The organism is Mycobacterium sp. IDUB_21 (assembly GCF_055419425.1).
This window is the reverse complement of record NZ_JBVAXQ010000004.1, coordinates 330514-343155: the sequence shown is the minus strand read 5'-3', so window position 1 is coordinate 343155 and position 12642 is coordinate 330514. Positions and strand designations below refer to the sequence as shown.

The following is a 12642-nucleotide window of genomic DNA, read 5'->3' as shown; positions in this document are numbered from 1 at the left end:
ATGGATTTCGCTCTACTTCCCCCAGAGGTCAACTCGGGGCGGATGTACACCGGCCCGGGGGCCGCACCGATGCTCGCGGCGGCAGCGTCCTGGGATGCCCTGGCCGCTGACCTGGAGACGGCCGCCGTCGGCTACTCGGAAGTGATTTCCAGCCTGATCGGCCACGAATGGTCCGGCCCGGCCTCGGCGGCGATGGTCAAGGCAGCGGCTCCGTACGTGGCGTGGCTGCAGGAGAGCTGCGCCAAGGCCGAGCAGACCGCCATTCAGGCCAAGACGGTCGCCGCGGCCTATGAGACCGCGTTCGCGGCGACGGTGCCGCCGGCCGAGGTGGCCGCCAATCGGGCGTTGCTCGCGACGCTGGTCGCCACCAACTTCCTCGGGCAGAACACCCCGGCCATCGCCGCCACCGAAGCTCAGTACGCCGAGATGTGGGCGCAAGACGCAGTCGCGATGTACTCCTACGCCGCGATTTCGGCGCCGGCAAGCACACTGCCGGCGTTGGACGAGCCGCCGCAGACCACCAACCCGGCCGGGACCGGCGCCCAGTCCGCCGCGGCCTCACATGCGGCCGGCACCGGAACCCAGACCCAACTGAACAGTGCGATACAGACTGTGCTGCAGCAATTTCTGACGCCCGCCGGCACGTCGGATACTTCGTCGGGTACGTCGGCGGGGCTGGGCTCGCTCGCCGACATGGTGAATCCGTTGACCCCCTTCACCAGCGTTGCGGCCAGTGGGTTGAGCTTCGACTCCAGCACGTACAGCGTGGTGACCAACGGTGCCGGCTGGGGAAGGCTGCTGTTCGTCCGCGGTGGCATGGAGGGAGCGTTGACGTTCGAGGGGCTGGGACCGCGTGGGGTGTTGTCTGCTTCCACAACGCCGACGGTGGGTGCGGGCCTGGGCAGGGCCACCCCGATCGGGGGGCTGTCGGTGCCGCCGAGTTGGGCAAGCGCGGCACCGGAGATACGGCCGACCGCATTCACCCTGGCCGCCGCCGAGACCCGGTTGCCCGCCGGTCTGGGTTTGCCGCCGGGGATGGCGTTCCAGGAGGCGATGATGGGAACGACCGCGGGCCAGGGCGCAACGACCGACACCACCAGCCGTCGCGGCCAGAAGACCGGTAAGAAGAACGAGGATCAAGACGGAAAGCCGATCACGACGATGACCAACGGCAACGGCTGGCTGGCGTCGTCCTGGGCGTATCACAACCGGCCCCGCGAGGGGCAGCCGCTGCCAACGCATTGGCGCACGGGACCCTCGGACCAGTCTGCGTAGGCTATCGGCGCTCGCGCTCCAGATAGTGGCTGACCATCTCGATCAGTGCCCTCCGCTCGGACTGCCAGTCGAACGCCCCGCCGATAATCATCTGCGCCAACACAATTCCTCGTAGCGAAGCCCAGATTACTTCGGCCACACCGGCATCCGCCGGGTCTTCGGAGACCAGCCGCCCCAGTCGGTTGATCGCCGCGTTCATCTGCAGCAGGTGCTCGTGGGACTGCTCGCCGAGACTGCCGCGGGTGGCCCGCAGGATCTCGAACGCGGCCAGTGAGGTCGGGCTGGCGTAGCAACGCCACGCGGTGTCGACGACGGCTTCGATGCGCTGCCGCAGTTCCAGTTCGCCGACGTCGACCGCCGACAGGCTCGCCAGCAATCGGGCCACCCCATCGTCGACGACGGCCATCAGCAGTCCGTTGCGGTCGCCGAAGTGGTACTGGATGACGCCCCACGTCACCCCGGCCCGCTCGGCGACGTGCTTGGCGGTCGCCGCGCCGAAGCCCTCTTCGGTGATGCAGCGCACCGTCTCGTCGATGATTCGGGCCCGCGTGTCGTCGCCGCGCTTGCGGGGCGCGCTGGTTCGCCGGGTGGGGCCCGGAGACGGGGTGATACCAGCGGAAATAACCATTGTTGACTTTATAACATAGTCCGGTCTATTTTTCCTCTGTGACCGAATCCAGGTATGCGTCGCTGTCGCGCGACGAGTTGGCCGTGCTGGTTCCCGAGCTGCTGTTGATCGGGCACATGATCGACCGCTCCGGGATGGCCTGGTGCATAAGTGAGTTCGGCCGCGAGGAGATGCTGCAGATCGCCATCGAGGAGTGGGCCGGCTCCAGCCCGGTCTACACCCGGCGCATGCAACGGGCGCTGGGCTACACCGGCAACGACGTGCCGACCATCTTCAAGGGCCTGCAGTTCGACATCGGCTCACCCCCGCAGTTCATGGACTTCCGCTTCACGGTGCACGACCGTTGGAACGGCGAATTCGAGTTGGCCAGCTGTGGTGCGCTGCTCGACGTGGAGCCGATGGGCGAGGACTACGTCTTCGGCATGTGCCACACCATCGAGGACCCGACGTTTGACGCCACCGCGGTGGCGACCAACGTTCAGGCGCAGTGCCGCCCGGTTCACCGGCCGCCCCGGGCCCCGTCGGACCGGCAGCCGCACTGCTGCTGGACCGTCATCATCGACGAGTCCTACCCGCCGGCCCAACCGATTCCCGCGTTGGCGGTGATCAGCGAGACCAAAGCCGCCACTTGGGAACTCGATGACATCGACTCGTCCGGCGAAGGGCTGTCGGACTACACCGGCCCGCTGCTGGCCGACGTCGACTTCACCGCATTCTCCCATTCCGCGCTGGTTCGGATGGCTGACGAGGTGTGTCTGCAGATGCACCTGTTGTACCTGTCGTTCGCGCTGGCGGTGCGCGCCCGGGCCGACACCGACGAACTGGCCGCCTCGATCGGCCGGCGCCAGCTCACCGGGCTGGCCGGGCTGGGCGCGATGCGTCTCAAGAACGCCCTGCGGCTCTCCGACGACATCGACGGGGCGCTGCGCACCTTCGAGTTGCACCCGCTGCTCAACCCGGCCGGCTACGTGCGCGCTGAGATCGGCGGCGGCCGGATCGTGGTGCAGCGCTCACCCGCCCACGACGACAACGCCTGGATCGCGCTGTGCGCGCCCGAAGAGGTCAACCCGCTGCAGGCCATCGCGACCGCGGTCAACCCGCACCTGCGGGTGACGGTCGAGGGGTCGGACACCGATTGGATCGCCCAGCTGAGCGAGACCGACACCGCGGCGAAAGAACTGCCCGAGGTGATGGTGACCAAGGTCAGCGGCGGTGCGACCTTCGCGTTCCGCACCCGCAAATCGCTGCCGCTGACGGTGGTGTGAATCGGCTGATAGCCCGGTTCCCACCGGTGTGTCGGAAGCGCCGAACCGTTCGGCCCCGCTTATCGTGGTGGCGATTCCCAGCCGTTGTCGATCCAAGGTAAGCAGCATATGTACGACCCGCAGGACGACGATGTCACCCGGGAAGCCGACGCAATCGGAGCAACCGAGTTGGCGCCGACGGTGACGTCTGCCCCCGGAACCGGTTCTGTCGTGGGCGCCTTCGCCTGGTCGCAGGAGGACGGCAGTGTCGGTGCCGAACCGGTGCCCTACGTCGAAGAGCCCTACGAGCAGTCGCCGAGCACTGGACGCCGCCCTGCTGCTCCGGTGCCGCCGGCACCGGTCCCCGGCCGTCGGCACCCCTCGAGGCTGCCGAAGGTTGCGCTGTGGATCGGCCTCCTGGTGGCGCTGATCGCCGTCGCCGGCGCCCTCTACAGCTTGACTCGCACCTCTGATGACCAGGCGCCGGTCCAGCCGGAGACCAGCGCCTTGGTGGTGCCGCCGGCCCCGTCGTCCAGCGCCTTGCCACCGCCCCCGCCGCCGGCTCCCAGCACTCCCGCGCCGCCGCTCCCGGTGGCCACTACATCAGCACCGCCGGAAACCACCACCGCGCCGCCGAGCACCAGCACCACGACGGCGCCGCCCACGACGACGACCACGGTGCCGCCGAGCACTACCACCACGACGGCGCCGCAAACCACGACGGCGCCGCCGACCACGACCGCTCCGCCCAGCACTACGGTGCCGCCGACCACCACCGTGCCGATGACGACCGAGTACCTGCGAATTCCCTTGGTGCCGATACCGATTCCGATCACCGTTCCGGAGAACTAGGCGCGCCCCGGATCAGGGGCGTCAAGACCGACGCGGAGAAGGCCATGATCTCGGCGCGGGTGTGCAACTGCGGCGGCCCGTCCGGCGTCAGTAGCAGCGACTGGGTCATCCGGGCCAGAACCGCTGACAGTGAAGCGATCTCGCCCGCATCCGTCGAACCGCCGGAGCGCTCGCGGACCAGGAGGATACGTTGGGCGAGGAACGCGGACGCCAGTTCCACCACGTCACCGGCCCCGACGGTCAGCGCCCGCAGTGTCTCGTCGCGGTCCACCTCGAGCAGCTGGTGCAGTAATCGGTTGTCCCGCAACGTGGTCAAAGTGATGGTGCAGAACCGCACGATGTAGTCGTCGATTTCGGCATTGGTCGGCCGCTCGGCGAGATCGCCGGTGCCGGAGTCGATCTGCGTCAGCACCCGGCCGGCCTCGTACAGGAAGGCGGCAGCGACGATCTCGTTCTTGGCGCCGAGTCGCCGGTACAGGGTGGCCCGGTTGACCCCGGCGCGGCGCGCGATGTCGTCGGTGCTGGTCCGCCGGACCCCGGTCAGCGCGAACTGCTCCAGCGCCGCCCGCAGAATGTGGGCATCGGCGCCGAACTCGTCTGACGCCCCTAGCAGCGCAAACAGCGGATTGGCGACCATCGGGGTCGAATCTACCGCGCCGCTATCGCCACAGGCCGTTGCCAAACCACGGCCAACGATGCAACAATCATCGTTGTATTGTTGCATCTTCGAGAGGGTATGGCCATGCCGATTCGGCAATCCCGACCACCGGTCGACCGGGGCCTGAACCTGGCCGACTACGTCGGCGAGGGGTTCTTGTACCTCGGTGCGGGGGTCACGGTGCTGCTGCAGCTGGCCGAACCCGGCGTCGGACATGGCGTTGCGGATCACAGCACGGTGCTGTCCAGGCCGCTGGACCGGCTGCGTACCACCATGACCTACATCTACGTCACCACCCTCGGCACCGACGAGGAGCGACGCGCGGTGACCAAGATGGTCAACCAGGCGCACGTCCCGGTGAAATCGGGGCCGGACAGCCCGGTGCGTTACAACGGATTCGACGTCGACCTGCAACTGTGGGTGGCTGCCACGCTCTACAAGAACGGCCAAGACCTCTACGAGCGCTTCCTGGGTCCGATGGATGATGCCACGGCCGAACGTCTCTATCAGCAGTCGGCGGTCTACGGCACCGCGCTGCAGGTCAAGCCCGACATGTGGCCGCCGACCCGCGCAGAGTTCGAGCAGTACTGGCAGCGCAAACTCGACGAGCTGACCATCGACGACCACGTGCGTGCGTTCTGCCACAGATTGTTCCGCGGTGGCGACTCGCCGCTGCTGATCCGGCTCGGGATGCCGTTGAACCGGTGGATCACCCGCGGCCTGCTGCCGCCGCAACTCCGCGAGGAACTGCACTGGACGTGGAGCCCCCGCGATCAGAAGCTGTTCGACGCGCTGATGACCGTCCTGCCGCCGGTGTACCGGCTGGTGCCACGGCCGATCCGCTGGCTGCCAGCGCGCTACTACCTGTGGGCGATGCGGCGTCGGCTGAGCAGCGGTCGCCGGCTGATCGACGAACGCGACCGGGCAGACGCCGCCTGACGCTGGCCGGACGACGCTGGCAAGACCCAGCCCACCCCAGGCACACTGGAGGGTGGCTACGGGCCGGAAGGGCCGGAAGGGGCTTGCGATGAGCGACGACGGGGCATTCGGATTCGATTCCGAGGACTTGGACCGGATGATGCGCGAGGCGGGTGAAGGGCTGCGCGCGGCGTTCGACCGTTTCTCCGGAACGTTCACCGCCGGCAACCGGACGGGGTGGGGCGCGATCTTCGCCGACCTGGCCCAGGCGGCGCGGTCCGGACCGCCGACCACCGGCGAGACCGGTGACGGCGTGTGGGTCATCTACGCCGTCGGCGACGACGGGGCGGCTCGGATCGAGCAGGTGTACGCGACCGAGATCGACGCCTTGCGCGCCGGCCAACGCAATCCCGATCCCAAACGAAAAGTACGGTTTTTGCCCTACGGGATAGCGGTCGGTGTGCTCGATGACAGCGCCTGCGGCGACGAGTGAGATAGCCCACCAAAATGCCGGGCTTGCCTGGTTTGACACCGTTCCGGTGTGGGTTACATTGCCACCGTGTCCGAGATGAACCGCCGCCAAGTCATGATGATGCTCGGTGCCGGGGCCCTAGCCGCCGCCGCGCCGAACCCGCTGGCCAGAGCCGTCCCCGCACCGCCCGGAACGCCCGGCGACCCGGCGCAGCCACCTGCTGCGCCGGCTGATCCGGCTGCGCCCCCGGCCGTCGCCGCCAAGCCAGGTGGGTTCATCTGGCATGACGAGTTCGACGGCCCGGCCGGCTCGGCCCCGGATGGGTCGAAGTGGACGATCTCCAACCACCGCACCCCGATCCGCCGCCCGGTCGGCTGGGACCGGCCCGAGTATTTCTACCAATACCGCGACAGTCGCCAGAACGTCTTCCTGGACGGCAAATCCAACCTCGTCATCCGTGCCACCCACGACGGCAACACGTTCTTCGGCGGGCTGGTGCACGGCAACTGGCGTGGCGGCGTCGGCACCACCTGGGAAGCCCGGATCAAGCTGAACTGCCAGACCGCGGGCTGCTGGCCAGGCTGGTGGCTGTCCAACGACGACCCGGGCCGTGAAGGGGAGATCGACCTGATGGAGTGGTACGGCAACGGCGAGTGGCCGTCCGGCACCACCGTGCACGCCAACCCGTTCGGCACCGCGTTCGAGACCTTCCAGATGCCGGTCGACGGCAACTGGCACAACTGGCGGGTCACCTGGAACCAGAGCGGCATGTACTTCTGGCAGGACTATGTCGAGGGTATGGAGCCCTACTTCAGCGTCCCGGCCGTGGGCATCGAGCAGATCGACGAGCCGGGCCGCCAGTGGCCGTTCAACGATCCCGGTTACACGGTGTTCCCGATCCTGAACCTGGCCGTCGGCGGGTCCGGGGGCGGGGACGCCCGTCAGGGTTCCTACCCGGCGGACATGCTGATCGACTGGGTGCGGGTCTTCTAGCGCTGCCCATTTCCTATTTCTTTCCTCTTTCCGGCTTTTTATCGCGGAGCCCGCGCGCGAATCCGGTAGGCGAGTACTTGGTGCACTAATTGCGACGCGGGTTCACGCTTATATATTCCGTGTGCACCGGCGGGTTGCTGCGAAAAAGCCTGCTGATCTTCACCACCTCGATCCGACGGAGGTGGTCCAACCGATTGTTACCGATTGGTAAACGCGCACGCCAAGGCCGAATCATGCTGTGACCTACATCACATAATCCATGCTGTAATTCGAATTGGTGCCAGCTCAGCCGCATGTCATGAATTTGGTATTTGGCAGATCTGGATAAAGGTGCGGCCGGAATGTGTATCGCTGAGGTAACGTCCCACTCCTCGCCGGCTAAGGCGACGCTGAGGGAGAAATGACGGTCTGACAACAAATCCACGGGAGGGATTCTGATGAGCCAAAGTCATGACGGTGGTGCGCGTCGGCGAGTGGTGAGCGCTGGGAGTGCCGTAGGTGCGTTTCTGGCGCTCGGACTGGGCCCGCCGGCCGCCGCTCCGGCCGCACACGCCGACTTCGATTTCGACTTCGGTGATGTGCTGAGCGCGGTTGACCTGCCCGGCTCCGCAGAGGGCGGCCTCGACCTGGGCGATCTGTACGACTCGATCTACAGCAGCCTCCACTCGTTCGGGGAGTCACTGATCCCCTTCTTCGACGACTCCGGGATCAACGCGCTCTTCGCCAACGGTGACATCTGTGGCCTGGTCTGCAACGGCGTCGACGCGACGATCGGCGACGACGGCGTGGTCGCCGCCGGCGACGGCGGCTTCTTCTTCGGTGACGGTGGCAGTGGCGAGATTTGGGTGAACGCCGACGGTGACGTCGTGGCCCCCGGCACCGACGGTGCACACGAGCTGAGTGGGTCCGACGGCGGCGCGGCCGGCATGTTCGGCAACGGTGGCGCAGGTGGCATCGGGGCGGCCGGTGTGGCCGGTATCGACGGCGGTGTCGGCGGGCATGGCTTCGTCGGCGGTGCCGGCGGCTTGAACATGGGCAACGGCGGCGACGGCGGCCAGGGCGGCATCGGTGCCACTGGTGCCGCGGGCGGCCACGGTGGCAACGGTGGTGCCGGCGGGACGTTCGGCAACGGTGGCAACGGCGGCGACGGTGGTACCGGCGGCGCCGGGGCCGACGGTGACGACGCAACAGGTACGACGGCTGCGGAGGCCGGCGGCGAGGGTGGCGCTGGTGGCACCGCTGGTAACGGCGGCGTCGGCGGTTTGGTGTTCGGCAACGGCGGCAACTCCGGTAACGGTGGCGTCGGCGGCGCTGGTGGTGCCGGCGGTGACGGCAGCCTCGTCAACACCACGTTCGACAACAACGGCGGCAACGGCGGCACGGGTGGTGCCGGTGGCATGGCCGGCAGGACCGCCGGTGCGCCGGGCGTGTTCGGTGGTGCCGCCGGAGTGGTCGGCAACGGCGGCGACGGCGGCGACGGCGGTGTCGGTGGTGTCGGTGGCACCCTGGCGGCCGGTGGAACTGGTGGTACCGGTGGCAACGGCGGTGCCTCGGGTGAGACCCCGGGTGCTGTCGGCTCGCCAGGCGAGGACAACAATGGCACCAACCCGGGTGCCGGCGGCGCGGGCGGCGCAGGCGCCAAGCCCGCGGCCAACGACTCAGACCCGAGCTAGTAGCCCGGCTTCTACCGTTGGTGCTCGTCCAGCCAGGCCACGCCCTCCCGGGCTGACTGCAACAGCGCGCCCCGCTCGCCGAAATAGCCGGCGATCGCCCCGATCCCGGGCAGCACACTCAGGCGCTGGTACAGCTTCTTCGCGTGCGGCCGCTTGGCCGCCTCCTCGAAGGTTGCCCGCAGGATGCCGGCCAGCTGCCAGACCGTCCGGGTGATCACCACCGGGGTCGACGACGTGATGGTCTTCAGGGGTTTCCATCCCGGTGGCGGGGTTTCGGGGAGCGGGTCGGGGTCGGGGGGCGCCGGCACGTCGACGCCCTCGGGCAGATCACGTCGGCACAGCACCGCGGCGAGCAACCGAACCTGCTCGCGTCGGTCGGTGACGCCGTACTCGCGGGCCAGCGCGCACAGCACGATGGCGTGGTTGACGAATCCGGCCAGCTCGCCGATCGGCACCACCCGCGCCAACCACCCGAAGACGCCCGGTGCGGCCACCACCAGTGTGTTCAGCGCGCCGACCCGGTGTACCCACCAGTGCACCCGCTCGTCCCGGCTCATCCGATCCCAGGCGGCGGTGCCCGGGAGATCGGCGGCGTTCATCAACTGCGCGCCCGCGTTCAGGGCGCGGTCGGCGGTGCTGGGCCCGCGGCCGGCTTCGTGGCGGCGCCGCCGTAGCCGGAATCGGCGGATGCGATCGGTCAGCCCTCGGGGTGGGCTGAGCAGCCGGCGGGTGCGCTTGCGCAGCCCGATCGGATCAGATTCCGAGAGCAGGTCGAGCAGCGGGTTGATGACCGCCACCGCGCGGCCGAGCGCGTCGGCAATGTCGGCGTCGGTCAGGGTGACGTGCGGCTTCGGGAATAGGCCCATGGGGTTGATTGTGCTGTGCACAGACGCTCAGCGTGGAGCCGATGACGGGAATCGAACCCGCGTATTCAGCTTGGGAAGCTATTTCCATGGGTGAACAGATGTTCGGAAAGACCGAGCTAGACGGCGTTCTGGCTAACTAGAATTGCAGTTCTACCAGCGCATTTAGTAAGTCCCGAGTAGGGGTCGAGGTCGGGCCGAGTACGGCTCGGGTTCGACCCCGTACAAGGGACCAATAAGGGACGGTGCAACTGCTGCGGCAGATTGGAAGTGCAGTTTGACCTGGTGGTTCCGCTAGCGTTGTCTAGCCGCCGTGGTTGTAGACATCGCCGTACTGGCGTTCAACCCACAAGACATGGAATACGTCGTTGATGCGGACACCGACCATGGGCAACTTTCCGTGGTATCTGACTGCCACGAACTTGTCTTGGTCCGAGAATTTTGGCGGTATCGGGGCCTTGATCTTGCTGGCCGGTATCAGTTCTGAGCCGGAGGCGTGCCGACCCGTCTGGTGGACTTCAATCCAGCGCATTTGCGCGCACTTGTGCATCGTGAGCGCGAGCTGCGCTTGGCGGTCCTTATCTCCGAGCGCTTGAACGCCGTAATCCGGATGGAGGTGGTGAAGACAAAACACCGGCGTCGACTGCTGATAGTCGCGCTGTGGTGACGACGACCGCTGAAGACCTTCGCTTGACAGCACTGGCTTAGCCGCCTTTTGCCGGCTTTTGCGATCCCTTCGATCTGTCACCGGTTAGCCAGCCCGAAATGCGAAGTACGCCTTGATTTCATCCTGCGGGATGACCACACACCGTTCGCCGTGGGTGAAGTGTTCCACCCACGGAGCCTCCGCGTGTGTCATGTTTCGCAGCTTCCACGCGGCTACGCCGCCGTAGGTGTTCCACACCTTGGCAAGAAACTGACTTGTAGCCGAGTCGACATCGTCCCACTCGAATGGGTCATCGTCAGCGAGTTGAATTGAACCCGCGCCGAACTCCTTGAACGAGTGATAGACGTCGGGGACGACGGGTCCGTGCGACCACGCTTGAATCTCGTCACTGAACAGTGGCCGACCGTGGACGGCCAGATGGTGGCCCTGCGCGTAGTAGAGCAGTTTCTGCAGCTTGAGATTCGTGATGTCAGCATCGTCGGCGTTTGCCCAATCAACGAACCACTTGGCGATGGTGATCGCCGAGTACGTGTCAGCCATGATTTTCGCCCCTTCCTGTGGATAACGTTGTGGATAACATGTTTGTAGCGTGGTTTCCCTTGTGTATATACGCCAACGGTACGACAACCATTCCTGCCACCTCGGGAGACCCACCCAAGCCAGCCCGCCCCGGACCGGGCCTAGGGGCCGCTGTCGTACCGCCTCGCGTGGCCGTAGTCGGGTGAACCCGGCGACTGTGGGTATTTCCCCTGCTGCGTCTAGGGTTACCGGGCTACTTGGTCACCGGGGTACCCGCGCGCCTCGTTGGGTGGCCGGCGTTTCTGCCGGGGCGTGAGGGAAAGCCCATGCAGTTCCACCGGCGGACCCTTCGGCATGTACTGCCCGCCCATCGACGGTGGTAGCCCGTTCGCGTGCGGGGCCACCAAGCCCTCGCCCCACGACATCTCGGTATCGCCGGTCTCGGCTTGGCCGGTGAGTGGGTCGCGTGAGCTGGCATAGAACTGCTTTTTCCTGGGCGGCGGTTCCCGCCAAGGCTCGGGGGCATGAACACCGGCCACGGTTACGTCGCAATCGTCGTAGGCGCGGCGTAGGACGCGTTCGCTGTGATCTGACAGACCACCGCCGCGCTCCGGTGCCGGGTGCCTACACCGAACCCACGGGCAAAAAAGCTGTCCTGTAGTGGGTAGCCGTTCCAGTGGCCGGGAATGTGCCGAAGCCCTTGGTACGCCGGGTTGATGTGCTCGCGGAACCCCACCGGGTTGGCATCGCTACCTGGCCCGCCCGTCGCCACCAGGGCTACGTAGCCTTTCGGCACGTAGTTCGACTGAATCAGCAACGCGGACCCGTACGAACCCCAAACTTGCAATCCGTAGAGCTCGGCGTTGGGGATTGGGCCGTGGACGGTCTCGTTGGAGATCCACGCAGGCATGAGCGCGCTGGGGATGAAATCGTGCTTCGGCAAAGGTGCGCCGGTGCGGTACTCGACCCCGGCTCGCCACGCGGTCACCGCGGCATCCTCAACGTCCAGCGGGTTCATCATCAGCAAAAGCGTTGCGCTATTTGAGGTGCCCGGTACGCCGTAGCCGTGTTCCTGCACATGCTTGATCATGTTCTCCACGTCAGCCGCGTCGAGAACTGTTGAGCCGCTAGTGAGATAGTGGGAGTGCGTTCCGTCGAACGTCTGCCCGAGGTACGGCGGGGGCACCATGCCGTCGTTCGCCCAGAGTGGATAGCAAATATGGCCCCACTCATTAAATTCCGTTGCGGTACCAAACAGCCGGTTAAGAACAGTTCCATTTGTGAGTTTCGAGTCCGCCTCAAACACCCTGGTGACCTGCGCCTGAACTTGCTCAGCAGTGGCTTCGCGCAAAAATTTCCACGTCGCGCGCAAGCTGATGTCGTAGTCACGAAAGCTGTAACCCAATTTCAGCACATCGCTCGGCGGGCGGATGGCGCGTGGTTCTCCGAATTCTGTTGCGCTTTCAAAGCTGTCGCTTGAAATCGACTGCGGGATCGCGTCAGCGACATTGACCGTGCGGTAGCTCAGTAGGTTGGCGATACTGGTGCGCTCGGCGTTCCAAAGCTCCAGTACCTGTTGTACCTCGGCCCAGATGTCATTCAGGTCAACGCCATCGGCGGTCTGATTAACGAGCACATCGCCGTGGGTTGAAATTCCCTTAGCCATCGCCATCTCCTCAAGATTGGTAGTCGGGCCGACGCTACCCCGATAACACGTTGTGCGAGAGTCGATTAACGGTGCGACTAGTTAACGCCGGACTTCCGGGGTAGTAGCGAGGTAGCGTAGGCGTAGTCCCGGAATAGCCGTATTCCCAACGAATTACGGAGAGCGAAGTGGCCCGAACGCCTGCGATACCGAAACAACCCGCAAACGGTGCAAC

The 12642-nt window shown here is 66.2% G+C and carries 13 protein-coding genes; 6 read left to right on the top strand and 7 right to left on the bottom strand.

Translation table 11 applies throughout. The features are described from left to right. Complete coding sequence (locus ACZYY4_RS08850) at nucleotides 1–1275, top strand: PPE family protein (RefSeq protein WP_463809515.1); 1275 nt, start codon at nucleotides 1–3, stop codon at nucleotides 1273–1275. Nucleotide 1276: 1 nt separating this feature from the next. On the opposite strand, the gene ACZYY4_RS08845 is transcribed toward ACZYY4_RS08850, so the two are convergent. Then, nucleotides 1277–1903: a TetR/AcrR family transcriptional regulator gene (locus tag ACZYY4_RS08845; protein ID WP_463809513.1), complete on the bottom strand. Its 627-nt coding sequence runs from the start codon at nucleotides 1901–1903 to the stop codon at nucleotides 1277–1279. A gap of 38 nt (nucleotides 1904–1941) precedes the next feature. Here ACZYY4_RS08845 and ACZYY4_RS08840 point away from each other — a divergent pair, with 38 nt between their 5' ends. After that, entirely contained in the window at nucleotides 1942–3168 is a 1227-nt protein-coding gene (locus ACZYY4_RS08840; RefSeq protein ID WP_463809511.1) for a hypothetical protein, read from the top strand. Nucleotides 3169–3596: 428 nt separating this feature from the next. Here the strand turns inward: ACZYY4_RS08840 and ACZYY4_RS08835 are convergent, their stop codons facing one another. Together ACZYY4_RS08835 and ACZYY4_RS08830 are read right to left on the bottom strand one after the other, a co-directional pair. Beyond that, nucleotides 3597–3983: a hypothetical protein gene (locus tag ACZYY4_RS08835; RefSeq protein ID WP_463809509.1), complete on the bottom strand. Its 387-nt coding sequence runs from the start codon at nucleotides 3981–3983 to the stop codon at nucleotides 3597–3599. Then, nucleotides 3980–4636 carry a TetR/AcrR family transcriptional regulator gene (locus tag ACZYY4_RS08830; RefSeq protein ID WP_463809507.1) on the bottom strand — a complete coding sequence of 219 codons (657 nt, stop codon included), beginning with the start codon at nucleotides 4634–4636 and terminating at the stop codon, nucleotides 3980–3982. Before ACZYY4_RS08830 ends, ACZYY4_RS08835 begins: the two co-directional genes overlap by 4 nt. A gap of 105 nt (nucleotides 4637–4741) precedes the next feature. Between ACZYY4_RS08830 and ACZYY4_RS08825 the strand changes: the two genes are divergently transcribed. The 4 genes from ACZYY4_RS08825 to ACZYY4_RS08810 all read left to right on the top strand — a co-directional run bounded on the left by ACZYY4_RS08825 (nucleotide 4742) and on the right by ACZYY4_RS08810 (nucleotide 8713). Next, entirely contained in the window at nucleotides 4742–5596 is an 855-nt protein-coding gene (locus ACZYY4_RS08825) for an oxygenase MpaB family protein (protein WP_463809505.1), read from the top strand. A gap of 88 nt (nucleotides 5597–5684) precedes the next feature. Further along, nucleotides 5685–6068 carry a hypothetical protein gene (locus tag ACZYY4_RS08820; protein WP_463809503.1) on the top strand — a complete coding sequence of 128 codons (384 nt, stop codon included), beginning with the start codon at nucleotides 5685–5687 and terminating at the stop codon, nucleotides 6066–6068. A 75-nt stretch (nucleotides 6069–6143) separates the two neighbouring features. Beyond that, nucleotides 6144–7040 carry a glycoside hydrolase family 16 protein gene (locus ACZYY4_RS08815; RefSeq protein ID WP_463809672.1) on the top strand — a complete coding sequence of 299 codons (897 nt, stop codon included), beginning with the start codon at nucleotides 6144–6146 and terminating at the stop codon, nucleotides 7038–7040. A gap of 437 nt (nucleotides 7041–7477) precedes the next feature. Beyond that, entirely contained in the window at nucleotides 7478–8713 is a 1236-nt protein-coding gene (locus tag ACZYY4_RS08810) for a hypothetical protein (protein ID WP_463809501.1), read from the top strand. A gap of 11 nt (nucleotides 8714–8724) precedes the next feature. Here ACZYY4_RS08810 and ACZYY4_RS08805 read toward each other — a convergent pair whose 3' ends face one another. The 4 genes from ACZYY4_RS08805 to ACZYY4_RS08790 form a co-directional block, all read right to left on the bottom strand. Beyond that, nucleotides 8725–9579, bottom strand: coding sequence for a hypothetical protein (locus ACZYY4_RS08805; RefSeq protein WP_463809499.1), 855 nt, complete (start codon nucleotides 9577–9579; stop codon nucleotides 8725–8727). A gap of 301 nt (nucleotides 9580–9880) precedes the next feature. Next, entirely contained in the window at nucleotides 9881–10276 is a 396-nt protein-coding gene (locus tag ACZYY4_RS08800) for a hypothetical protein (protein WP_463809497.1), read from the bottom strand. A gap of 51 nt (nucleotides 10277–10327) precedes the next feature. Further along, nucleotides 10328–10783, bottom strand: a complete 456-nt coding sequence (locus tag ACZYY4_RS08795) for a Panacea domain-containing protein (protein ID WP_463809495.1) — start codon at nucleotides 10781–10783, stop codon at nucleotides 10328–10330. 520 nt (nucleotides 10784–11303) lie between these two features. Next, nucleotides 11304–12434, bottom strand: coding sequence for a hypothetical protein (locus ACZYY4_RS08790; RefSeq protein WP_463809493.1), 1131 nt, complete (start codon nucleotides 12432–12434; stop codon nucleotides 11304–11306). Nucleotides 12435–12642 lie beyond the last annotated feature (208 nt).